The sequence below is a fragment of the Komagataeibacter sp. FNDCR2 genome (assembly GCF_021295395.1).
Classification (GTDB): domain Bacteria; phylum Pseudomonadota; class Alphaproteobacteria; order Acetobacterales; family Acetobacteraceae; genus Komagataeibacter.
Genome location: NZ_JAIWOU010000001.1, coordinates 20,162 through 43,411, shown reverse-complemented (window position 1 = coordinate 43,411; position 23,250 = coordinate 20,162). Strand labels below are relative to the sequence as shown.

Here is a 23,250-nt window from a genome sequence, read left to right as displayed (position 1 = left end):
AATGAAACAGGATGCCGCGCGCATTCAGCGCGCGGCGAGATAGGCCTCGATATCGGCGGGTGTGCCGACCGAGCAGGTGGCGACATCACCATTGATGCGCCGCACCAGCCCCGCCAGCACCTTGCCCGCCCCGATTTCGACAAAACTGTCGATGCCCATGGCCACCATCGCGTCAACGCTTTCGCGCCAGCGCACCGTGCCCGTGATCTGGCGCACCAGCAGGTCACGGATCATGTCGGGCTGGGTCACCTTGGCCGCCGTGACATTCGCCACCACCGGCACGACGGGGGGGCTGATCGGGGCCTCGGCCAGGGCTTCGCGCATTTCCACGGCGGCGGGTTCCATCATGGAGCAGTGGAACGGGGCCGAAACCGGCAGCTTGAGCGCGCGCTTGACGCCCTGCGCCTTCGCCAGCACGATCACACGGTCTATCGCCGCCATCTCCCCCGCCACGACCACCTGCCCGCCGCCATTGTCATTGGCGACCTCAAGCACCTGCCGGTGGGTCAGGCCCGCCTCATCGGTAAAATTCGCGGCTTCCGCGCACAGGGCGGTGGCGCGCTCAAGGTCCATGCCCACGCCGATCAGGGCGGCCATGCCCCCCTCACCCGGCGGCACGGCCTTCTGCATGGCGTTGCCGCGCAGGCGCAGCAGGCGCGCGGTCTGGGCCACGCCCAGCGCGCCGGTCGCGGCCAGGGCGGAATATTCACCCAGCGAGTGACCGGCCACCAGCGCCACGTCACGCTTCAGGTCAAGCCCGCCCTCACGCTCCAGCACCCGCAGCACCGCAAGGGAGACCGCCATCAGCGCGGGCTGGGCGTTATCGGTCCGGGTCAGTTCGTCCATCGGCCCTTCGAAAATCAGCTTCGAGAGGTGCTGGCCCAGTGCGTCATCGACTTCCTGAAACACTTCCCGCGCAGGCGCGAATGCCTGGGCCAGATCGTGCCCCATTCCAACTGACTGACTTCCCTGACCGGGGAAAACAAAGGCTTGCACAGGCATGGCTTCCATCCAGACTAATATTGTTTCTTCAACTCCCCCGCGTGATGCGGGCTATGGCTGGCAGTGTCAATCACCCCGCAACCGTCGGCACGCGAGCAGCAGCGCATCCCATGGCAGCGCCGCCCCTTCGCGCAGGCGCCAGAACCATCGCCCGCGCCATCCACGCGCGGCGGGAACACCGGGCGGCGGCACGCGGATGACCCGCCACCCCATCATGCGCATGAGCAGCAGGCAGCGCGGCAGGTGATAGGCGCTGCTGGCCACCGCGACCGGCCCGGCATGCCCCGCCTGCCGCAGCAGCTGCGAACATGCGATGACCGAGGCCAGCGTATCGGGCGCCGTCCCTTCCTCCACCACGGCGTCGGGCCGCACACCGGCTTCCAGCAGCAGCCGGGTCATGACCGCGGCTTCCGTCAGGCCCGACGGTCCCGGCAGGCCGCCGGTGGGCATATACACCACCGCATCGCCCCGCCCCGCGCCAAAGGCCCGGGCGGCGGCGACCCGTAACCGCAGCGTGCGGCCCGCCGTGCCGTCGGGTCGCAGTTTCGCGCCAAATATGACAATCGGCAGGGCCGTCGCATCCCCACGGGGCATGGCGGTCAGTCCGGCGCGCGCAGCAGCACCCGGTTGAGCGATTCCAGCGTGGTGAAGATCTGCCCCCACACCCGGGCGAACCGTGTGGCTGACAGGCCCCGCGTTTCCACGATCGCCGCGATGTCGGCCACGCGCCGCACGCCATCGATCAGGGGCAGGATACCGCGTGCCTGCGGCGGCAGCGGAATGGACACCTGCAACGTGCCGAAAGCAAAGGGCAGCCGGTCATCCGGCCCGATCATGCGGGCCAGTTCGAGACCGGGGATTTCGCGCATGACCGGCACGGCGTCCGGCGCATGCGGATCGGCCCGCCGGACCGGCTCGCTCGCGCGCCGCACATAGGCGACATGAGTGGCCATGTTCCCCGCCGCATCTTCCGCCACGGCCTGCCGCGCGCGTTCGGGCAGGGCCGCGATGCGTTCACGCAGCCGCGGGTCGGGCAGCAGCAGGGCGGGATCGTAGCGCGCCGGTTCCATCAGGCAGGCAGCGGCCAGCCCCGCCCGGTCCAGCAGGCCGTGAAAGGCGGTGATGTCATAAGCCCGGTCACGCGGGTTGAGCAGCAGGTCATACAGCCCCGCGTCCCCCCCGGTCAGGTGGTCGCCAAAATTGCCATTCTGCCGCAGCCATGCCGTGGCGGGCAGATGCCGCATGAGCCTGCGCGCCATATCCAGCCGCCGGGCTGGCGGCTCCGCCACGGGGGCAAGCCGTTCAAGCGCGTTCTGAAGCATGTACACACCCGTACGGCCGTACGGGGCATAGACCATGAGCCCCATGCCGCCCCCGGGCGCCAGCACGCCCACAAGGGCCGCAAGCCCGGCATCCGGGTCGGGCAGGTGATGCAGCACGCCGCAGCAGTCGATATAATCGAACGGGCCGGACACCGTGGCGGCGAGATCCGTCAGATCCCCCCGGACGAAGCGCATGTTCTCCAGCCCCCGCACCGCAGCGCGGGCACGGACCGTGTCCAGCGCCGCCACCGATCGGTCAAGGCATACGACCTCCCCCTCCCGCCCCGCGCGCGCCATGTGGGTGGCCAGCATGATCGCGCCATCACCCGTGCCGCAACCCGCCACCAGCACGCGCAGCGGCAGGGAACGGGGGCGGGTCGCGCCGAATACCCAGTAATCGATCTCACGCAGGTGGCTGGGACTGCCGATCAGCAGCCTGCCCTTCTCCTCACGCGGGTCGCGGGCGGGATAGGGGTAATGCTCGTACTGGGCCTGCAACCCGGCGTCACGCGCATCCCCCGGGCCGGTGGCATCGCTTTCGTGGCTGGTCATGATACGGGCCTCAGCGCGGCAGGAGCCTGCCGCGCTGCCATGCTTCGGCGGCGTCCTCGGCGCTCATGCCGTCATTGCGCATGGCGTGGTCCAGCGCGCTCACCACCTTGTTGCCCAGCGTCAGTTCATCCAGTTCGTCCAGCAGGTCCGAATCCATATCTGCACGGATGGCCGAACGGATCAGGATCCGCGCCTCCTGTTCCGGACCACAGGCGGTTTTGGGGTCTTCAAGCTGGGTCAGGCGGTTGCCGTAATACACGAAGGAAGGCTGCCATGCGGGAATGATTTCAGGCAGGCCCTTTTCCAGCACATGCGCCGCATGTCCGAACGCTTCCTCATCGGGGCGGGCCGCGATGGTGTAGCCCGCCTCCGTCAGGTCATAGGCCGCCACCACCTGCCTGACGCGATCCAGGACCGAAGCCGGGGCCACGATTTCCCGCCCGATCACGTCACCCGCCGCCGCCAGATCCGCAAGCGACGTGATGCCGGTCCCCGCCGCGTCGGGCACGCCGCAGCCAAAGACGGGACGGTACAGTTGCCCGAACGCCTGCATGCCCAGATCGGGGGCAAGGAAGGCGGCATCCACCTCTGGCAGCCAGGCGGAGACGAACAGATCCACGTCGCCGCGGCGCATATGCTCCAGCATTTCCGCGTGCGGGGTCACAACGTATTCTATTTCAAGCTCGTAGGCTTCCAGCACGCGGGCCACGGCGGCGGCGGATGCCTGTTGTACGGTCGTGTCCAGATGCCCGAGGGTCACGGTTGTCATGTCATTTCATTCCTTGAAGGGGATAGGCCTGGCCTGTCAGCCCTGCGGCTGGGGCGCCTGCGCGCGCACCGGCTTTATGGGCGCGTCGCGCTGGGGGGCGGCGGGCGGGACGGCATAGTCAAACACCACGGTCGCGATGACATAGGGTGCGGCGAATTTCTTGAACGCTTCATGCGCGGGGTCGAAATAGGCCGGGTCGGTCACCACCGGGCGGCCAACGTAATAATTACGGTCCCCTTCCGAGCGGAACGTGACCACGAAGGCCTGCTGCAACCCTTCATCCGCGCCCTCGCCACTGATCTGGGCGCCGGTCTCGATGGTGCTGATGACGGGGGCGCCGTCCTCGCGCCGCGAAATCTGGCGCAGCGCCATGAACCGCCGCACGACTTCGGCGCGCTGGGCGTCGGTTATGGTCGGCAGGAAACGCAGCAGGACGATATGACGCACGGTGCCCGCATGGAAACCGGCGGAGGTGAAGGTACGCAGCCCGATCCGTGCCGCCATGAGCCGCTGGGCGCGCGTGGCGTCGCTGAGCGGGGAGTCGGCCGGGGCGACCTGGGCCGCCGGGGCGGAGGTGGGCAGCGTATCCGCATGCGCGGCAGCCCCCAGCAACACGCCGCCTGCGGCCAGTAGCCCGGCGGCATGCGTTTTTATGTACTGAACCGTCATCCTGTCCGTCTTTGTTCCTGTCATCAAGGGGGTGACACCATCAGGCCGTAGCGGCCCTGAGCCGGGCGAATTTGCGCTGGCGCATCTGCAGCAGGTGGTACATCCCCGCCGCCAGCAGGGCATGCAGCCGCCCATGCGGTGTCCAGCCGATTGTCTTGAGAATCATGCCCGTGACCCGCGCGGCATGGCGCGGCTGGTAAAAACGCAGCGCGCGCGACATATAGCCCGCGATGCAGCGCTTGTGGTCATAGGGCATGCCGGGGGGTTCGTTTGTCGTATGGAAGGCGGAGGCGAGTTCATCATCCTCACTTTCCGTCACACGGCCCATGGCGATACGGGTGCGCTGCCACACACCCAGATGCTCCCGCCGCAGGTAGCGCTGCATATGGTCGTAGAACAGCTTGAAATGGCGGTATTCATCCGCCGCGATCTGCCTGCATATCGCCTCCAGCAGCGGTTCGTGCGTGGCGTCGGCCAGGGCGGTATAGAAAGACGAAGTCCCGGTTTCCACCATGCAGCGCGCGATCAGTTCCCCCGTGCGTGAGCCGCGTATGGACGCATCCACGTCCACATCCAGCCGGTAGGACTGCCGGTAGCGCGTGAACGCCGCCATATAATCCCATGACGGGTCGGCCAGCATCGCCCACCGGCCCAGCGCGTCGCCATGCTGGACCTCCTCCTGCGCCCAGTTATCCGCCGCCTGACTGAAATCAGGGTCATCGGCGAACACGTTCTTCAGGTAGTGGGCATAGTCAAGACTGTTGCGCTCAACGACCGAAGCGGCCTTGACCAAGGGGACGATTTCAGGGTCCACCCGCTGCGGGTCGAAACGGTCCCAGTTCATCTGTTCAATGCGCCAGTGTTTCATCGCGACCTGTCTTCTGCATGTTCTCCAATAACGGCATCGGGCACCTGCCTTTGCCAGGGAGGACATGACACATGTTTCACGTTTACGCCAATCCCGCGCGCTCTCCCCCTGTCACAGCGGTCCCATATCGTGCTAGGGGCGTTGCCCGACACCGCCAATAAGAAAGACAGATTGGGTCGCCATATGAACATTCACGAATATCAGGCAAAGGCGCTGCTGCGCTCCTACGGCATGCCCGTGCCTGAAGGACGTGCTGCCACCACCACGGATGAAGCTGTAACGGCCGCCCGCGCACTTGGTGCGCCGGTTACCGTGGTCAAGGCACAAATTCACGCCGGGGGGCGTGGTGCCGGACATTTTGCCGGCAAGCCCGAAGGCAAGGGCGGCGTACGTCTGGCCCGCAGCATCGATGAGGTCACGGACGCGGCTTATGCCATGCTGGGTCAGGTGCTGGTCACGCAGCAGACCGGACCTGCGGGCCGTCTTGTCCGCACGCTGTATGTCGAATCCGGCTGCGACATTGCGCGTGAGCTGTATTTTTCCCTGCTGGTGGACCGCTCGACCGGGCGGCTGGTCATCGTCGCCTCGCCTGATGGCGGCATGGAAATCGAGGAAGTGGCCGCCCATACGCCCGAGCGTATCTTCAAGGAAAACATCGACCCCGCGAAGGGCCTGTGTGATTACCAGTCCCGTGGCCTGGCGGTGCGCCTTGGGCTGAAGGGCCGCGAAATCCGTGCGTTCCAGAACGTGGTGCGCGCCGCCTACACCGCCTTTACCGACCTTGACGCCGCGATTGTGGAAATCAACCCGCTGGTCGTGACCGGGGCGGGCGACCTGCTGGCGCTCGACGCCAAGATGTCTTTCGATGACAACGCCCTGTTCCGCCACCCTGAAGTGGCGAACCTGCGCGACGAGCATGAAGAAGACCCCCGCGAGCGCGAAGCCGCCGAATACGGGCTGGCCTATGTGGGGCTGGATGGCAATATCGGCTGCATGGTCAATGGCGCGGGCCTGGCCATGGCGACGATGGACATCATCAAGATGGAGGGCGAAGAGCCCGCCAACTTCCTCGATGTCGGCGGTGGCGCATCGAAGGAGCGGGTGGCGGCCGCCTTCCGCATCCTGATCGGCGACCCCAAGGTGCGTGGCATTCTTGTCAACATCTTCGGCGGCATCATGCGCTGCGACGTGATCGCGGAAGCCATCATCGCCGCCTCGCACGAAACGGGTCTGAACGTGCCGCTGGTGGTCCGTCTGGCGGGCACGAATGTCGAACGCGGCAAGGCGCTGCTGGCTGAATCCGGCCTGACGATCATCCCCGCCGACGATCTGGGCGACGCCGCCCGCAAGATCGTAACCGCCGTCCGTAATGCCGGAGCCTGAGTGAATGTCCATTCTCGTCAACCGTTCCACCAAGGTGATCACGCAGGGCTTTACCGGCGCGCAGGGCACCTTCCACACCGAGCAGGCCATTGCCTACGGCACCCGCATGGTCGGTGGCGTCACCCCCGGCAAGGGGGGGAGCCTTCACCTTGGCCTGCCGGTCTTCGACACCGTCGTCCAGGCGCGTGAGGCCACGGGGGCCGAGGCCTCCGTCATCTATGTGCCGCCCGTGGGGGCCGCCGACGCCATTCTGGAGGCCATAGCAGCCGGCATCCCGCTGATCGTGTGCATTACCGAAGGGATTCCGGTGCAGGACATGGTGCGCGTGCGCGCCGCCCTGGAACAGTCGGACAGCCTGCTGATCGGCCCGAACTGTCCCGGCATCATCACGCCCGATGAATGCAAGATCGGCATCATGCCCGGCCCCATCCACCGCCGCGGGCATGTGGGCATCGTCTCGCGCTCCGGCACCCTGACCTATGAGGCCGTGGCCCAGACCTCCGCCATTGGCCAGGGGCAGAGCACCTGCGTCGGGATCGGCGGCGACCCGGTCAAGGGCATGGACTTTACCGATGTGCTGGAGCGCATGATCGCGGATCCGGACACCCATTCCATTGTCATGATCGGGGAAATCGGCGGCACGTCGGAAATCGAGGGCGCGGAGCTGATCCGCGCCAGCGGCACGCGCAAGCCGGTCGTCGGCTTCATCGCCGGCGCCACCGCACCGCCCGGCCGCCGCATGGGCCATGCGGGCGCCGTGATTACCGGCGGCCACGAAACCGCCAGCGCGAAGATCGAAGCCCTGCACGAAGCCGGTGTGCATGTCTCACCCAGCCCGGCGGAACTGGGCACCACGCTGGCGCGCGTACTGGGCTGAACCCGGCAGTACCGCAGCCATCATGAACCGGGCACGGACCGGGGCGGACCACCGCCCCGGTCGCGTCGCGCCGTGCCATAAATTATAAATATGATGGTGTTCGGCCCGGTTATATGGCACAGGCAGAACGGTTTTTTCACATCATGACCGCCAGAGGATCACGACCGATGCCCGATGGGAGCCGCCCGGACACCCTGCACGCGCACGCTGGCCACACCAGCCTGCCCCCCGTAAGGACAGACTGGACGCGTGATGAAGTCGCGGCCCTGATGGCGCTGCCCTTTCCCGACCTGCTCTACCGTGCGCAGACCGTGCATCGCGCCCGGTTCGACCCCACGGAAATGCAGATTTCTACCCTGCTGTCGATCAAGACCGGCGGCTGCCCCGAAGACTGCGCCTATTGCCCGCAGAGCGCGCAGCATGAAGACGGCAGCGTCAAGGCCAGCCGCCTCATGGCGGTGGAGGCGGTGCTGAAGGAAGCCCGCGCCGCCAAGGCCGCCGGGGCCACGCGCTTCTGCATGGGGGCGGCATGGCGCAGCCCGAAGGACCACGACCTGCAGACCGTATGCGCCATGGTGAAGGGCGTGAAGGAACTGGGGCTGGAAAGCTGCGTGACCCTGGGCATGCTCGATAACGGGCAGGCGCATAGGCTCAAGGCGGCGGGGCTGGATTACTACAACCACAATATCGACACCTCGCCCGAATACTATGGCGACATCATCTCGACCCGCACCTTTCAGGACCGGCTCGACACGCTCGATAACGTGCGTGACGCCGGCATCAATGTCTGCTGTGGCGGCATTGTTGGCATGGGGGAAAACAGCACCGACCGCGCGGGCATGATCGCAGCACTCGCCACCCTGCCCCAGCACCCCGAAAGCGTGCCGATCAACATGCTGGTGCGCGTGGAGGGCACGCCTCTGGCCCAGCAGACGGATGAGACGGTGGACCCGATCGAATTCGTGCGCACCATCGCCGCCGCCCGCATTACCATGCCCGCCAGCCGCGTGCGTCTTGCCGCCGGGCGCGAGGACATGAGTGACGAGGCCCAGACCCTGTGCTTCATGGCGGGGGCCAATTCCATTTTCTATGGCGAACGCCTGCTCACCACCCCCAATCCCGCCGCCACGCGCGACCGGCAGTTGCTTGACCGGCTGGGCATGCATACATCCCATAAACAGGGCTGAACCCGACGCAGCCGGCGCGGGGCCGGCAGGGGCATGTTCCCGCGCTGGCCCTGTCCGGTCGCGTGCATTACGAAATCTGGAACATGTCCTACACGGTAAAGGAAATTTTCCCCACCCTTCAGGGGGAAGGGGCACAGGCTGGCCGCACGGCGGTATTCTGCCGTTTCGCGGGGTGCAACCTGTGGTCCGGCCTTGAACGGGACCGTGACAAGGCGACCTGCCGGTTCTGTGATACGGATTTTATCGGTACCGATGGCATGGGTGGCGGTCGCTTCGCCACAGCCGCGCAGCTTGCCGATGCCATAGCCGCCACCTGGCCCGGACAGGATGATGAGCCGGGCTTTGTCGTCTTTACCGGGGGCGAGCCGCTGCTCCAGCTTGACGCGCCGCTGATTACCGCGCTGCATGCGCTCAACCTTGAAATCGCGGTGGAAACCAACGGCACCCTTCCGGCTCCCGCCGGAATCGACTGGCTTTGTGTCAGCCCCAAGGCCGGGGCGGCCCTTGTGCTAAAAAGCGGGGATGAGCTGAAACTCGTCTACCCGCAACCCGGCCTGCCGCCCGATCGTGTCGCGGATCTGGATTTCAGGCAGTTCTGGCTCCAGCCGATGGATAACGCCCATCGTGACCTCAATACCGCGGCGGCGGTCGATTACTGCATGCATCACCCGCAATGGCGTCTATCATTGCAGACCCACAAGCTGATCGGGATACCCTGACATGAGCGTTCCCCCGCCCCCTTCCCACCCTGAAAACGAAGCCGCGCTGGTCCTGTTCTCCGGCGGGCAGGATTCCGCCACCTGCCTTGCATGGGCGCTGTCGCGTTTTGGCCGGGTGGAAACGCTGGGTTTCGATTACGGGCAACGCCACGCGGTCGAACTGGAATGCCGCGCCACACTGCGTGACGGCATGGCGATTGAAAACCCCACATGGGCGCAGCGCCTGGGTGCTGACCACACGCTCGATCTGGCCGCCCTTGGCACCGTATCGGACACCGCGCTGACCCGTGAATCCGAGATCGCCATGGCCGAAGGGGGGCTGCCCAACACCTTCGTACCCGGTCGCAACCTTATTTTCCTGACCTTCGCCGCCGCCCTCGCGGCCCGGCGCAACATCCGCCATATCGTGACCGGCGTGTGCGAAACCGATTATTCAGGCTACCCCGACTGCCGCGACGATACGATCAAGTCCCTGCAGGTTACGCTCAATCTGGGCATGGACAGCCACTACATCATCCAGACCCCGCTCATGTGGATCGACAAGGCCCAGACATGGGAACTGGCCCTCCAGCTTGGCGGCAACGCCCTCGTCCGGCTCATCAACCGTGAAAGCCATAGTTGCTATCTCGGCACGCGCGGCACGCTGCATGCATGGGGCCATGGCTGCGGCACCTGCCCGGCCTGCCTGCTGCGCAAGGCGGGGTGGGAACGCTTCATGGCGGAACACCACCATGTTTGAACTGGTCTTTACCCGCCGTTTTTCCATGGCGCACCGCCTGCTGGCCGGGGGGAGCGAGCGCTGCGCCCTGCCCCACGGCCATAACGAATATATCCGCGCCAGCCTGCGCGCCACGAACCCCCGGCCGCTCGACGGTCACGCCAACATGGTCCTGCCATTCCAGCGCGCGAAGGAAACGTGGCATGGCTTCATAGACGGCCATGTCGATCACGCGCTGCAACTGGCTGAACATGACCCCCTGCTGGACTGGTTCGCCCGGCATGAACCGCAGCGCGCCCGGCGCATACTGGTCACACCCGGCGACCCCACGACCGAACTGGTGGCCTGCCTGCTCATGGCCAAGCTGAACACCTTCCTTGCCCATGACGGGGGCATACTGACCTGCGCCACCCTCGAAATCGAGGAAACGCCCACCAACACCGTCCGCTACAGCGGCGATCCCCTGGCCGTACTGCCCCAGCCCCGCCCCGCCGCGCGCTGCTGGTGGCAACGCGCGGACATGACCATTGCCGATACCTGATCCATCCCCACCGCTGAAAGGCCCCGTCGCACCCATGTCAGCTCTTGCCCGTTATCGTCAGGAATGGTTTGGCAACATCACGCGTGACACGCTGGCCGGCATGGTCGGGACGTTCGCGCTGATACCGGAGGTCATCGCATTCGCGTTCGTGGCGGGCGTGGACCCCGCGGTCGGGCTGTATGCATCGTTTGTCATAAGCGTCGTGATCGCCCTGACCGGCGGCAGGCCGGGCATGATCTCGGGGGCCGCGGGTTCGGTCGCCCTCGTGGCCGCGGCCATGGTGCGCGCGCATGGCGTGCAGTACCTGCTGGCGGCGACCCTGCTGTGCGGGCTGTTGCAGGTCATATTCGGCATCCTGCGGCTGCATGTGCTCATGCGCTACGTCTCGCGCCCCGTGCGCACCGGGTTTGTCAACGCGCTGGCCATCCTGATCTTTTCCGCGCAGATCCCGCACATGCTGCATGTAACGTGGCACAGCTACGCCATGATCGCGCTGGGGCTCGTGATCATTTATTCCGTGCCGCGCGTCTTCTCCGCCATTCCTTCGCCCCTCATCTGCATTGTGGTGCTGACGGCGGTGTCCGTTCTTTATCCCATGCCGCTGCATACCGTGGCCGACCTTGGCCGCCTGCCCGACAGCCTGCCGCACCTGATCTGGCCGGACGTGCCGCTGTCACTTGCCACGCTTGAGGTGATCGCGCCCTACGCGCTGGCCATGGCCAGCGTGGGCATGCTCGAATCCATGATGACCGCCCGCGTGGTGGATGACATGACCGAAACCCACAGCAGCAAGCGGCAGGAATGCGTGGGGCTTGGGGTGGCCAACATCGCCGTCGGCCTGTTTGGCGGCATCGCGGGCTGTGGCATGATCGGGCAGACGGTGGGAAACCTGCGCTACGGCGGACGGGGCCGACTGTCCACCTTTGTAGCGGGGGCGTTCCTGCTGCTGCTTATGGTCGTGCTGCGGCCATGGGTGGCGCAAGTGCCGGTAACGGCGCTGGTCGCGATCATGATCATGGTGTCGGCCAGCACGTTTTCATGGTCATCGCTGCGGGATCTGGCGCACCATCCACGCACCACCAGCGTTATCATGCTCGCGACCGTCGCGGTCGTTGTCGGCACGCATGACCTGGCGGCGGGCGTCGCGGTGGGCGTACTGCTCAACGGCCTGTTCTTCGCCTTTCAGGTTTCCAGCATGCTGTCTGTCAGCAGCACGCTTTCCGCCGATGGCGGCAGCCGGGCCTATAAGGTGGACGGGCAGGTCTTCTTCGCCTCATCCGACAGCTTTACCGATGCCTTCGACCTGCATGACACGGCGCGCACCATCACCATCGACCTGACACAGGCCCATCTGTGGGACATGACGGCCGTGAGCGCGCTGGAGGAACTGGTGGGCAGGCTGGAAGCCCAGGGCAAGCAGGTACGGCTGACCGGCCTGAACCGCGCCAGCACTTCCCTGCTCGAACGCCATACCGCCCTGCAGTCACAGGGCTAATCCCCCATCTCCTGGGGCATGCCGTCCTATTTGGTATGCGCCGGGGGTTCGGGCCGGGCGAAGGGGTCCACCCCCGCTGATGCACCGGCCAGTTTGGCCCAGCGATCCGCCATGACGGTATCGCCCGCCTGCCGCGCGCTCTGGCTGGCGCGGGCATAAAGCTGTAAGGCGGCCTGCCCGTCGCCCGCCCTGTCAGCCGCGCGGGCCGCAACACCCAGCGCACGGGCCATGTCGCGATACGCCACCTGCTGCTGGCGGATCGTGGCGGCCTGCAGGGCGTCCTGCCATGCGGTTCGCGCATCGCCATTGGTCGCCAGCAGGTTACGGGCCGCGATTTCCTTCGCATCCGCGTTCCAGTTCGGGGGGATCCTGCCTGCCAGCGTCGCGAAATAGGCCGCGACGGAGGCCAGTGTTGCATGGTCCGCACTGTCATCGGCAATCAGGCCACGAATGAACTGACCCTTTTCCGCAATATCCGAATCCTGCGCGCCCGCCGCCCGGGTGGCGGCGGCGGCGGCTTCCGGATCGCGGCCAAGACGGTGCAACGCGCCAGCCTGCACCAGATCCAGCCCGGCATCATCGCCGGACTGCCCGCGCACCACCAGCGCCGCCCGCGTCGCCGCGATGGTGCCCAGCGCGTCCTGCGGCCGGTTGGCGTCAAGCTGGACCGTGGCCAGATTATAGCCCGAATCCCCTATCGCCGTAACGTCGTCACGTGCCAGCGCACGCTCGCCCGCGGTGCGATACTGCTGTTCCGCCACCGCAAGGCGGTCAAGGCTCACGGCTTCACCCGCCGTATCCATGGCCTGCGACAGCGTCGTGTCCGTGGGGGCGGAAGACTGCTGCCCCCCGCCACATCCCGCCAGCGCAAGGACGAACACCACGGCCGCATAGTCCTTTTTCATGGTCATGGCTGCACCCTCTGCGCCGGGAGGCGGTGCCCGTGCGTCACTTTTTTCGAACTGCCACCCAGTATCCACAGCCCGCGCATCTGATCGACCAGCTTTTCCAAGCTGCTGACTGTACTCTGCGCCTGCACCAGAAGGACCGGAAGCTGCTGGCTGGCATCCTGCAGGTTGCGGGTGATGGCGGGCGTTGCGTTGCTCAGGTCACCCGTGGCTTTCTGCACGTTGGTCATGCTGGCATTGGCCTTGTCCATCACACTGGCAAGCTGCTTTTCAATGGGTGTGAGCTGGCCGATCGTGGCGTCGAGCGTCGTGATCATCTGCTCGGCCTGGCGGATCAGGTCGTCATTGGTCATGAGACGCCCGATGGACCCCTTGCCCGCATGCATGTCGGTAATGGTCGCATCCAGTGTCGCCATCATGTGCTGGGCGTTATCGAGAACAGGAATGACGCGATCGCGGATATCGCTGAAGGTCTGGGTGATGGTGTCCGCCGGGTTGGGCGCGTTGGTGGCGCTCAGCACGGCATAGCTCCAGTTCAGCTTGTCGCCCACCCCACGCGAGATGTCGATATAGCTGGCCCCGGCCACCACGAAACGCTTGCGGATGATGGCCGTGCTGTCACGGCGGATATAGGGTTCGATATCGGGGTCGATTTCCGCAATGGCGTACATGCCGCCCGAGGGATTGATGCGCACGCGCCGCACCGTCCCGGCGTGAATGCCCATCACCTCCAGATCATCGCCCACGGACAGGCCGCTCACGCCATTTTCCGGCAGGACGATCCGCAACCGGCCCGCTGGCGTAAGCCAGTCATGCAGTACGCCGGCCTCGATCACGGCGCCGAACAGGATGACAAGGGAGACCAGGACAAGAACCCCGACCCATTCATCCGCGTAACGGACACGCACCAGTTGCCGGAGCCCGTCTGACTGTTGTTTCTGGACCATTACACCACCCGCATGGAAAAAAGACCTTCGTCAAGAAGGCGCATGTGGAGATTCACCGCCTTGCGATATTCACGCCAGGCCGCCGCGGAGCGGACGAACCATAACACGCCACAGCCCCGGTCCCGCGCGGCGGTGATCGTTTCAAAAAACGGCAGCACGCTCTCTTCGGGCAGGGTGTCGGATATATCTTCCAGCACCAGCAGCTCCGGCCGCCCGAGGAAGGCCCGCACACAGGCCGCGCGCGCCAGATCGGCGGCCGAAAGGCGGTCCGGCGCGGTAATAGGCAGGCCGGGAAGGCCGAAGGCATGCCCCAGCCGGGTCGCGTGCTCCACGACATCCTCGAACGTATCGGTCGTATGGTAGAGCTGCGGCAGCATGATGTTGAGATGCGTGCCGAACAGGTTGAGCCAGCTCCCGTGGCGCGAAATGCGGCCGATGCGCCCCCGCAGGGCGTTAAGCTGCCTGTCGCGCAGCGTACTCCAGTCCAGCCCCATGAAGCTGACACTGCCCTGCGCAAGCGAAACCATGCCCGAGCACAGATCCGCGAATATGGCGGCCCGCGCGCTGTCGCGACAGTCGATCACCACGCATTCACCGGGCATCATGCGCAGGTTGTAGGGCGCGGGCATCAGGCCGCTTTCCTCGAACGTGGGCACGGCGTCGCGCAGTTCCAGCAGGGGAGCGTTCGCTGTCATGATCAGAAATCCAGCATGAAGAGGATATTGACCACCAGCACCAGCATGATCCCGCGCGCGAAGCCGCGTGGCATGATGGTGGCCATCGTGTCATTGCTGCTGACCGTCAGGCCCGTGATGCACGCGCCCAGCCCCACGAAGAACCCGACCAGCACGAATTTCAGCGGAATGACCAGGTAATCCCACGTTGTCATAGCGGCAAGGACGTTGAAGAAGAATGTCCATACCGATGATGTGATGGCGCCATTGGCATGGGCCACCACGAACCCCATGAGCAGCGACACGACGGAAAAGATCATGCCCAGCGTGAAACCGCCCACCGTGAACGCGAACGTGCGCGGCATGACCAGCGCGAGGAAGGGGTCGATGCCGCGCGCCTGCAGGCTGCGCACCTCGCCGCCCAGAACCAGCATCCCGATCTCGGTCAGCGACAGCATGCCGCTACGCCCCATCAGGATGATGCCCACAAGAATGGGCGAGATTTCGCGCACCAGCACCGAAACGAGAATGGAGCCCGTCATCTGCGCCATTCCGGCATAGCCAAGCCAGTATGCCGCCTGTGATACGACCATAAGGCCCGTCAGCGTCGCCGTGATCACGATGCTCAGGAAACCACCGCCGATCACCTGCCGCAGCGTTGCGCGGAATTCGTACAGAACCGGCCTGCGCCATGAATTGGGGCGCAGGCTTTCACGCAGGGTGCCCCACCCGGCCCCGATCAGCAGCAGCGTGAAACGGACCTGATGGCGCGTCAGCCGCCCGATGCTGGCCAGCCATGGCGCGAAACGCCGCAGCATGAGCACGATGCGACCGCCCTCATCGGACGGGGGCGAGGCCACGGGCGACGCGGGCGCGCCCTTGCCCGCCTGCGCGCTGCCGGGGGGGAGGCCGTCCGTCATCGCCGCCCGGCCAGCACATAGGTACGGGTCAGGCCCACGCCGGGGATAAAGAAGCGCCCGCGCTCACGGAACAGGAAGTTCTGCCGCAAGGCGAGATAGACATCCTCCGTCACCTGGATGGTGCCGACATCGGGCGCGCCCTGCGCCATCATCTCGGCCATGCCCATGGCGTCGCCCCACAGGTTGAACGCCTGCGGCTCCTTGCCCAGCATGCCGCCGAAGACCGGCCCCACATCAATCCCGATACGGAATACGGGGTCCAGATCCGCCTTGGCCAGCATGGACAGCGTGTTCTCGCGCATCATCAGCGCCGCGTTGGCGATACGGTACGCGGCCCCCTTGTCCGGCGTGCGCGAGCAGCCCGCGACACAGACCACCCGGTGCCCGAGCATACGGATGGAATACAGCCCGCATTGATGGGCAATGTCCTGCAACAGGCCCGCCATCGTATCAATCAGCTTGATGTTGGCGGTGGGGTCGTTCTGGGCCGTCATCACCATATCGGACAGGCTGATGACCATGATGCCGACGGCGGGATAGAAACCATCCACCCCGCTCAGGTCGGCCGGGGCCTGCTGCTGGCCGCTCATGGCCAGCGCGCCGGGCGCCAGCAGGAAGCCCTGGCTGGGGTCGTGCGGTTCCTCATCGACCGTGGGTTCGCCTTCCAGCTCCTCCTTCGCCGCGGCGACGGCCGTGTAATGCTGGGCGGAAAAACGGGCCGCCGCGACACCGGCGATCATGTCCACGAAATGCGACACCATATCCGCCCGTGGCGCATCTTCCAGCGTGATGACGCCCACGGGCCCGCTCGCGCCCTGAATGGGGTTGCAGAACAGGGATTTGCTGCCGAAGCTGCGCATGTACACGCGGTAGAAGGCGGATGTGCGCCCATCATCCGCCGCGCTGGTGATCGCCAGCGGATCCCCATGGGATACGGCGTCGAAAAAGCTCTTGAGGTCGGTCGTCCCCATTTCGAAGCCACCGGAATGCACGTCCTGCTGCCGGTCATAGGAATCGATGCACATGAGCGTGCGCCCATCATGCAGGATGCGCCATATGGCCGCGCGACGGGCATGGGACTGGTCGGCCAGCGCCTCGGTCAGGATAAGGGCGTTATCCTCGGGGTTGAACAGTTCGGGATACGCGGCGACGGATTGCAGGGCATGGCTCTCGTAATTGGCCACGGCATGGGACTGCAGGATCTCGCGGCGCAGGCGCTCGCTCCTGCGGGCCTGGAGGAACAGCATGAACCCCAGCCCCGACGCCATGAGCACGACAAGAATGGAAAACAGGAGATTCTGCCGCCCCGACGCCAGCGCGAAGCGTGAAAAATCATCCTCCGGCGCGACCAGCAGCAGCACCCAGCTATCCTTGCCCACCGGCAGGTTCGCCGTAATGGTGACATAGCTCCTGTCGTTTACGCGCACCGTCCGCGCGCCAAAGCCATGGACGCGGTACTGATCGAACGCCTTGGTCATGACCGGAAAGCGGGTGGGGTCGATCACCATCTTCATCGGGTCACCATTGGCCCGGACCAGCGTTTCCTCCATGCCGTGCCCGGCCAGGACGTGGCCGTCATGGTCCAGCAGGATGGCGTTACCGCTTTCCCCGATCTTGAGCGAGTTCAGGAATTTGTTCAGGTGATCGAGGGAGATGTTGATGGCATAGACATGCGTCCTGTCATCCTGCCCCTTATACGGCACGGCGGAGGTGAGGATCAGCTGGCGGGTGACTTCTACCACGTAGGGGTGTGTCCAGAACTCCTGCCCGGCCTTGACCGTATCGGCAAACCAGCTATGGCCGCGCGGGTCGTAATCACCCGCCGCCGTCTGCCACTGCCGTATGACCTTGTCCTGCGCGTCGCGCAGTTCGTGGGCGAACGTGGCCTTGCCCGTTCCGCGGTTCTGCAGGGTGGTGACGGCAACGCCCTGATTGTTTTCACCACGTTCGAGCGTGCTGAAATTTCCGTCGCTATCAGCCAGGTAGAAGGACTGGATCTGCGGCACGTTGCGCAGCATGGTGCTGCTGTAGCCATTGAATATTTTCTGCTCGACGACCGGTGCGCCATGTTCGAGCATGTCGCGCGCCACGATGGCCCCGGCCGAGGCCGGCATGAGGAAGGAACTGACTTCCTTGGCGATATAATCCTGCTGGCTGACCAGCAGGTCATGCGTCAGGGCGAGCGCGCCCGTGCGGGCCGTCTGGTAGGAATGCCACCCCACCCCCGCGATAATGGCGATGACCGAAACCACCCCGGCGACGGGAATGCCAATATGAAACAGGAAGCGCCGGAACTGGTCGGAAGGGGCAATCGTGGGATCGACAATCTCGTCCGTGGACAATGCTCTCTTCCTGTTCAAGACATCAGGTACGGTGTGTTTGCAGACCCTAGACCAGACATACCGCGCCGACCAAACCCTTTATGGCCTGCATATGGTTCAACCCAGCCATAGCGGATCGGACAGACGTTCGATAAACGCCCGGTGGGCCGCGATTTCCGCTTCATCGGGCCTGACCCGCACCGGCACGTGCCCCGGCGGGCGCACGTAATTGTAACTGGCGATGCCGCCGCCGTCCTCCTCCACCGCCAGGCCCAGCCCGCGCTGCCTGCCGCCGGTCAGTTCCAGATAGACCGCCGCCAGCAGCTTGCAGTCCAGCAGGGCGTTATGGGTGGTACGTTCCGACAGGTCGATGGAAAAACGCCTGCACAGCGCATCGAGGCTGTTGGGCATGCCGGGAAACCGCTCCCGCGCCATGTCGAGCGTATCGACCATGCGGCCCATATCCAGTTCCGGCAGGCCGGCGCGGGTCAGTTCCGCGTTCAGGAAGCCGAAGTCGAACCGTGCGTTATGGGCAATCAGGGCGTCACTGCCGATGAACGCCGTGAACTCCTGTGCGATCTGGGCGAATTTGGGTTTGCCTTCCAGGTCGGCGCGGGTGAAGCCATGCACGCGGGAGGCTTCCTCGGGCACGTCGCGTTCGGGGTCGATCAGGACATGGAAATTCCGCCCCGTGGGCAGGTCGCCCATCAGCTCCAGCGCCGCGATCTCGATCACCCGGTCGCCCTTGAGCGGATCAAGCCCGGTGGTTTCCGTATCGAACAGGATCGTGCGTTTCATGTCTGCTTCCTTCCGGCCCGCGCCCGTGTGGCCATCGTGCCCGCGCGCATGGCGCGCAGCAGGCGCTGGACCTGGCGCACCGTATCATGGCGCGACAGTCCCGTTTCTATCACCACATCGGCCCGGCGGCGGCGGTGGGCGTCCGGCATCTGGCGGGCCAGCACGGCGTCAAGCTGCTCAGGCGTCATCCTGCCGCGCCGCATGACCCGCGCGCGCTGGACCCGCGCGGGCGCGCTGACAACGACCACGGCGTCACAGGCCCGTTCGGCCCCGGTCTCGAACAGCAGGGGGATGTCCAGCACGACCCAGCGGCAGCCATCGCGCCGCGCGCGCTGGAGGAAGCGTTCACGCGCCCTGCGCACCATCGGGTGGAGGATCCCCTCCAGGCCGTGAATGATGGCGGGATCCGACAGCGCCACGCGCCGCAGCATTCCCCGGTCCAGCACCCCGTCATGCACCGAACCGGGCACCAGCCTGCCAATGGCGGGCAGCGCGCGGCCATGCGGCGCCTGAAGGGCGCGGACCTCCGCATCCGCATCGAACACCCGCACACCCGCCCGGCGGAACAGGGTGGCGGTGGTGGACTTGCCCATGCCGATGCCCCCGGTCAGCCCCAGCACCCGCATGCGCCGCCGGTCAGCCCGTGCGGGAGGCATGCAGGTCCGCATCAAGCAGGGCCTCGACATCCGGCCCGATTTCCGGTGTCACACCAAACCATTTGTGAAATCCCAGCCCCGCCTGGTGGATCAGCATGCCCAGCCCGTCAACATGACGCAGGCCGTGCGCCGCGGCCAGCCTGAGCAGCGCGGTCTGCCGGGGCACGTAAACGATGTCACACACCACCAGCGCCCTGTCGGCCTGCCCCAGATCCAGTGGGAATGCCCCGTCCGCCGCCCCTTCCATGCCGATGGAAGTGGTATTGACCAGCAGGGTGCACTCCGTCAGCACCTCGCCAGCCCGCGCCCAGTCGATCACCCTGACCCCGGGAAGTGAGGCCGCAAGCGTTTCGGCGCGCGCGCGGGTACGATTGGCGATGATGACGCTCACCCCCCGGTCCAGCAGGCTGGCCGCGATGGCGCGGGCAGCCCCCCCCGCGCCCAGCAGCAGGGCGAAGCCGCCGTGAACCGCGATCCCGTGCGCCTCGACATTGGCGACGAATCCATCCCCATCGGTGGAATAGCCCTCGATCCGGCCGTCGTCAGTGAAAACCAGCGTATTGACCGACCCGGAGCGTTCGGCCGAACGGTCCAGCCGGTCCACGATTCCGTAGGCCGATTCCTTATGCGGGATGGTGACGTTCACACCCCGGAATCCTGCCGCCTGAAGGCCACGGACCGCCGTATCGAACTGGCCCGGCCGGACAGGCAGCGGCACGTAGGCGCCATTGATCGCGCATTTGCGCAGCCAGAAATTATGCATGAGCGGTGAGCGCGAATGCGCGACCGGCCAGCCGATCACCCCGGCCAGAAGCGTATGCCCATCAATGCGCGGCGTGCGCTGCGTTGTTTTTTGCATAAGGTCCATCAGGCTGTCTGTTTACGTGAACCGGCACTCTGGCGGCTGAATTCGTCCCATGCGCGCGGCAGGATGCGCGCCAGGCGCGCGGCCCATTCCGCCTGCCCCCGCGCGGTGGACACCAGATCCTGGCGGATCTCGATTTCAAGATAGGGCAGGCCCCGCCCTTCGGCATGCACCGGCACGGTATAATCGCTGGCGTCCGTCAGCGCATAGGGCTCGTTGCTGCCCACGACCAGCCCTTCCTCCGCCGCCAGCAGGTCACGCACCCGCAGCCCGAATGCGGGATTGCGGTTGTGCAGCACGCCCGTATGCCACGGACGCACCTGTCCGTTCATGCATTCGGTAAAGCTGTGCAGGGAAACCAGCACGACCGGCAGGCCCACCTCCAGCCGGGCCGAGATTTCACTCTCGATCCGCTGGTGGTAGGGCAGGAATATCTCATCGACGCGCCGGCCCTCCTGGGCTGCGGTAATATCGACATTACCGGGCACATCCGTGCCATCGCTGCGCCGCACGATGGATGTCGGATGCCCCGGCGCACGGTTGCAGTCGATTACAAGACGGGAATAGGCCTGCTCGACCAGCACACAGCCCAACTGCTGCGCCAGCAGGCGACCCGTCTCGGCCATGCCGAGGTCACAGGCGATGTGGCGCGCCCGATCGGCCGCGCCCACCCCCAGATCCCCCAGTGCCGCGGGAATGGCCCGGCCGGCGTGGTCGCTGGCCAGCACGAACGGCAGGGTGGAGGCTGTAACGGGGTTTCCGGCGGCCGATGGACCGAACTGGATAACGGGCGGAGGATCATCCTGCGTCAGCAAACGTGACGGCTCTTGCGCAAGGGCTGCGTGCGGCATTGTGCGGGGCGTCCTCTGGCCGTGGGCGGATTGCGCAACGACCCTACAGCCCCTGCCGCATGAGTAAAAGACCCCGCACGACAACCCACATCCCGCAGGAATGATTGTATCTGACGGCCCACGTGGGTAGGGTGCGCGGCAACCATGGCGTTACGCCAACATGGTCCTTAATCACACTTTGGGGTAGCTGGAACACAGAATGCCGGGGAATGCGAAAACGCTGACGGATCAGGACGCGAACGGGGCCAACGCGCAATGGGGCGGACGCTTTGCCGGGGGGCCTGCGGCGATCATGCAGGACATCAACGCCTCCATCGGTTTTGACAGGGCGCTGTGGCGGCAGGATATCGCGGGATCCAAGGCCCATGCCGCCATGCTGGCCAGGACCGGCATCATCTCCGCCGAGGACGCGCGCGCCATTACCGATGGGCTGGACGAGATCGGGCGCGAGATCGCGGCGGGCACGTTCGCGTTCAGCACCGCGCTGGAAGATATTCACATGAATATCGAATCCCGCCTGTCCGACCGCATTGGCGAGGCGGGCAAGCGCCTGCACACCGCGCGTTCGCGCAACGACCAGGTCGCGACCGATTTCCGCCTGTGGGTGCGCGACGCGATCGACGGGCTGGACCAGCAGGCGGCCTCCCTCATGCGCGCGCTGGCCCGCCGGGCGCAGGAACATGCCGCGACCCCGATGCCCGGCTTCACCCACCTGCAGACGGCACAGCCCGTCACCTTCGGCCACCACCTGCTGGCCTATGTGGAAATGCTGGCCCGTGACCGGGGGCGGCTGGCGGATGCGCGGCGCAGGCTCAACGAATCCCCGCTGGGTTCGGCGGCCCTTGCGGGCACGTCGTTTCCCATCGACCGGGACATGACGGCAAAGGCCCTTGGCTTCGACCGCCCGACCGCCAATTCGCTCGATGCCGTGTCCGACCGCGATTTCGCGCTGGAATACCTGTCCGCCCTGTCCATCATGGCGGTGCATCTGTCGCGGCTGGCGGAAGAAATCGTGATCTGGTGTTCCGCCCCCTTCTCCTTCATCCGCCTGTCGGATGCGTTCACCACCGGCTCCTCCATCATGCCGCAAAAGCGCAACCCCGACGCGGCCGAACTGGTCCGCGCCAAGGGCGGGCGCATCACCGGCGCGCTGGTGGGGCTGCTGACGGTCATGAAGGGCCTGCCGCTGGCCTATGCCAAGGACATGCAGGAGGACAAGGAGCCCGTTTTCGCGGCGACCGACGCCGCCGCCCTGAGCCTTGCGGCCATGGATGGCATGATCCGGGATCTGAGCGTCAACGCCGAACAGATGCGCGCCTATGCCGGTTCGGGCTTTTCCACCGCCACCGACCTGGCGGACTGGCTGGTGCGCGTGCTGAAGGTTCCGTTCCGCACCGCCCATCATGTCACGGGCCGTCTGGTCGGCAGGGCGGAAGCACGTGGCGTGGGCCTGGCGGACCTGACGCTGGAGGAGATGCAGGCCGAGGAACCGGGCATTACCCGGGACATCTTCTCGGTACTCGATGTCGATTCCTCCATCGCCTCACGCACCAGCCATGGCGGCACCGCGAGTGACAACGTGCGCGCGCAGTCCGCGCGCTGGCTTGATATTCTGGGAGCGCAGAAATGACCCGCTTCACCACCCGCCACCGGCGCGCGGCCATGCTCATGCTGCTGACCGGCCTTCTGGCGGTCATGGCCACCACGCTCGACGCCTGTGGCCGCATCGGCACGCCCCGCCAGCCCGCGCATTCAAACGCTTATTACCGGAGCTATCCCAGTTCCGACAGATAGGCGGTCAGGACAGGCTGCCCGGCCCGAAACTGTCGGGCAGCAGGTCGGATAGCGTACGCTCCAGCAGCGTCTCCCCCTGTGGCGAGACCATGATGACGGCGGTATCCGGCGCCGCGAATTCCCTTATTTTCTGCCTGCATCCCCCACATGGCGTGCAGGGAGCGTCCAGCCCGCCACACACCACCACGCGGCGGATGCGCCGCCCGCCCGCCGCCGCCATGGCCGCGATGGCCCCGGCCTCGGCACAGGTTCCTTCCGGATAGGCCGCATTTTCGACATTGCACCCGGCAAAAATCCGTCCGTCCACGGTTTCGACCGCCGCACCGACCAGAAAGCGCGAATACGGCGCATAGGCCCGCAGCCTCACATCGACCGCCGCCCGCACCAGAGGGTCATTTTCCATGACTGATTTGT

25 protein-coding genes are annotated in these 23,250 nt (G+C 65.8%); 9 read left to right on the top strand and 16 right to left on the bottom strand.

From position 1 onward, the window contains the following. Positions 1 to 24 precede the first annotated feature (24 nt). From fabD to LDL28_RS00170, 6 genes are all read right to left on the bottom strand, one after another. Entirely contained in the window at positions 25 to 951 is a 927-nt protein-coding gene (fabD, locus tag LDL28_RS00195; protein WP_233056666.1) for an ACP S-malonyltransferase, read from the bottom strand. A 117-nt stretch (positions 952 to 1,068) separates the two neighbouring features. Further along, complete coding sequence (locus LDL28_RS00190) at positions 1,069 to 1,596, bottom strand: YdcF family protein (RefSeq protein ID WP_233056665.1); 528 nt, start codon at positions 1,594 to 1,596, stop codon at positions 1,069 to 1,071. A 5-nt stretch (positions 1,597 to 1,601) separates the two neighbouring features. Further along, positions 1,602 to 2,876, bottom strand: coding sequence for a bifunctional 2-polyprenyl-6-hydroxyphenol methylase/3-demethylubiquinol 3-O-methyltransferase UbiG (locus LDL28_RS00185; RefSeq protein ID WP_233056664.1), 1,275 nt, complete (start codon positions 2,874 to 2,876; stop codon positions 1,602 to 1,604). Positions 2,877 to 2,886: 10 nt separating this feature from the next. Then, a complete protein-coding gene (locus tag LDL28_RS00180) occupies positions 2,887 to 3,645 on the bottom strand; it encodes a glycine betaine ABC transporter substrate-binding protein (protein ID WP_233056663.1) in 759 nt (252 codons plus the stop codon). Positions 3,646 to 3,681: 36 nt separating this feature from the next. Continuing rightward, positions 3,682 to 4,314: a Dabb family protein gene (locus LDL28_RS00175; protein ID WP_233056662.1), complete on the bottom strand. Its 633-nt coding sequence runs from the start codon at positions 4,312 to 4,314 to the stop codon at positions 3,682 to 3,684. A 40-nt stretch (positions 4,315 to 4,354) separates the two neighbouring features. After that, positions 4,355 to 5,182 (bottom strand): acyl-ACP desaturase, encoded by an 828-nt coding sequence (locus LDL28_RS00170; protein ID WP_233056661.1) that lies wholly within the window; start codon positions 5,180 to 5,182, stop codon positions 4,355 to 4,357. Positions 5,183 to 5,365: 183 nt separating this feature from the next. Here LDL28_RS00170 and sucC point away from each other — a divergent pair, with 183 nt between their 5' ends. The 7 genes from sucC to LDL28_RS00135 all read left to right on the top strand — a co-directional run bounded on the left by sucC (position 5,366) and on the right by LDL28_RS00135 (position 12,102). After that, positions 5,366 to 6,565, top strand: a complete 1,200-nt coding sequence (sucC, locus tag LDL28_RS00165; RefSeq protein WP_233056660.1) for an ADP-forming succinate--CoA ligase subunit beta — start codon at positions 5,366 to 5,368, stop codon at positions 6,563 to 6,565. 4 nt (positions 6,566 to 6,569) lie between these two features. After that, positions 6,570 to 7,442: a succinate--CoA ligase subunit alpha gene (gene sucD / locus LDL28_RS00160; protein ID WP_233056659.1), complete on the top strand. Its 873-nt coding sequence runs from the start codon at positions 6,570 to 6,572 to the stop codon at positions 7,440 to 7,442. 167 nt (positions 7,443 to 7,609) lie between these two features. Then, positions 7,610 to 8,629, top strand: a complete 1,020-nt coding sequence (gene bioB, locus LDL28_RS00155; protein ID WP_233056658.1) for a biotin synthase BioB — start codon at positions 7,610 to 7,612, stop codon at positions 8,627 to 8,629. 83 nt (positions 8,630 to 8,712) lie between these two features. Beyond that, the gene (gene queE / locus LDL28_RS00150; protein ID WP_233056657.1) at positions 8,713 to 9,348 is read left to right on the top strand and encodes a 7-carboxy-7-deazaguanine synthase; all 636 of its coding nucleotides are present in this window, start codon (positions 8,713 to 8,715) and stop codon (positions 9,346 to 9,348) included. 1 nt (position 9,349) lies between these two features. Continuing rightward, a complete protein-coding gene (gene queC / locus LDL28_RS00145; protein WP_233056656.1) occupies positions 9,350 to 10,087 on the top strand; it encodes a 7-cyano-7-deazaguanine synthase QueC in 738 nt (245 codons plus the stop codon). Beyond that, positions 10,080 to 10,607, top strand: a complete 528-nt coding sequence (locus LDL28_RS00140; protein WP_233056655.1) for a 6-carboxytetrahydropterin synthase — start codon at positions 10,080 to 10,082, stop codon at positions 10,605 to 10,607. The genes queC and LDL28_RS00140 overlap by 8 nt, the downstream gene beginning before the upstream one ends. Before the next feature lie 34 nt (positions 10,608 to 10,641). Further along, entirely contained in the window at positions 10,642 to 12,102 is a 1,461-nt protein-coding gene (locus LDL28_RS00135) for a SulP family inorganic anion transporter (RefSeq protein ID WP_233056654.1), read from the top strand. 26 nt (positions 12,103 to 12,128) lie between these two features. On the opposite strand, the gene LDL28_RS00130 is transcribed toward LDL28_RS00135, so the two are convergent. From LDL28_RS00130 to LDL28_RS00090, 9 genes are all read right to left on the bottom strand, one after another. Then, positions 12,129 to 13,013 carry a hypothetical protein gene (locus tag LDL28_RS00130; RefSeq protein ID WP_233056653.1) on the bottom strand — a complete coding sequence of 295 codons (885 nt, stop codon included), beginning with the start codon at positions 13,011 to 13,013 and terminating at the stop codon, positions 12,129 to 12,131. Further along, on the bottom strand, positions 13,010 to 13,957 hold the full coding sequence (locus LDL28_RS00125; RefSeq protein WP_233056652.1) for an MlaD family protein: 948 nt from the start codon (positions 13,955 to 13,957) through the stop codon (positions 13,010 to 13,012). Before LDL28_RS00125 ends, LDL28_RS00130 begins: the two co-directional genes overlap by 4 nt. Further along, positions 13,957 to 14,652 carry an ABC transporter ATP-binding protein gene (locus tag LDL28_RS00120; RefSeq protein WP_233056651.1) on the bottom strand — a complete coding sequence of 232 codons (696 nt, stop codon included), beginning with the start codon at positions 14,650 to 14,652 and terminating at the stop codon, positions 13,957 to 13,959. The genes LDL28_RS00125 and LDL28_RS00120 overlap by 1 nt, the downstream gene beginning before the upstream one ends. 2 nt (positions 14,653 to 14,654) lie before the next feature. Continuing rightward, positions 14,655 to 15,551 (bottom strand): MlaE family ABC transporter permease, encoded by an 897-nt coding sequence (locus LDL28_RS00115; RefSeq protein WP_370636189.1) that lies wholly within the window; start codon positions 15,549 to 15,551, stop codon positions 14,655 to 14,657. Beyond that, complete coding sequence (locus tag LDL28_RS00110; protein ID WP_233056650.1) at positions 15,548 to 17,893, bottom strand: adenylate/guanylate cyclase domain-containing protein; 2,346 nt, start codon at positions 17,891 to 17,893, stop codon at positions 15,548 to 15,550. Before LDL28_RS00110 ends, LDL28_RS00115 begins: the two co-directional genes overlap by 4 nt. Before the next feature lie 96 nt (positions 17,894 to 17,989). Further along, the gene (gene dnaQ / locus LDL28_RS00105; RefSeq protein ID WP_233056649.1) at positions 17,990 to 18,670 is read right to left on the bottom strand and encodes a DNA polymerase III subunit epsilon; all 681 of its coding nucleotides are present in this window, start codon (positions 18,668 to 18,670) and stop codon (positions 17,990 to 17,992) included. Beyond that, a complete protein-coding gene (gene coaE / locus LDL28_RS00100) occupies positions 18,667 to 19,296 on the bottom strand; it encodes a dephospho-CoA kinase (RefSeq protein WP_233059135.1) in 630 nt (209 codons plus the stop codon). The genes dnaQ and coaE overlap by 4 nt, the downstream gene beginning before the upstream one ends. Before the next feature lie 10 nt (positions 19,297 to 19,306). After that, positions 19,307 to 20,185 (bottom strand): shikimate dehydrogenase, encoded by an 879-nt coding sequence (locus LDL28_RS00095; protein WP_233056648.1) that lies wholly within the window; start codon positions 20,183 to 20,185, stop codon positions 19,307 to 19,309. An 8-nt stretch (positions 20,186 to 20,193) separates the two neighbouring features. Next, positions 20,194 to 21,042, bottom strand: a complete 849-nt coding sequence (locus tag LDL28_RS00090) for an N-formylglutamate amidohydrolase (protein ID WP_233056647.1) — start codon at positions 21,040 to 21,042, stop codon at positions 20,194 to 20,196. Between the two features lie 199 nt (positions 21,043 to 21,241). Between LDL28_RS00090 and argH the strand changes: the two genes are divergently transcribed. Continuing rightward, a complete protein-coding gene (argH, locus tag LDL28_RS00085) occupies positions 21,242 to 22,672 on the top strand; it encodes an argininosuccinate lyase (protein WP_233056646.1) in 1,431 nt (476 codons plus the stop codon). Continuing rightward, positions 22,669 to 22,836, top strand: a complete 168-nt coding sequence (locus LDL28_RS00080; RefSeq protein WP_233056645.1) for a hypothetical protein — start codon at positions 22,669 to 22,671, stop codon at positions 22,834 to 22,836. Before argH ends, LDL28_RS00080 begins: the two co-directional genes overlap by 4 nt. A gap of 4 nt (positions 22,837 to 22,840) precedes the next feature. Here LDL28_RS00080 and LDL28_RS00075 read toward each other — a convergent pair whose 3' ends face one another. Continuing rightward, positions 22,841 to 23,239 carry a cytidine deaminase gene (locus tag LDL28_RS00075; protein WP_233056644.1) on the bottom strand — a complete coding sequence of 133 codons (399 nt, stop codon included), beginning with the start codon at positions 23,237 to 23,239 and terminating at the stop codon, positions 22,841 to 22,843. Positions 23,240 to 23,250 lie beyond the last annotated feature (11 nt).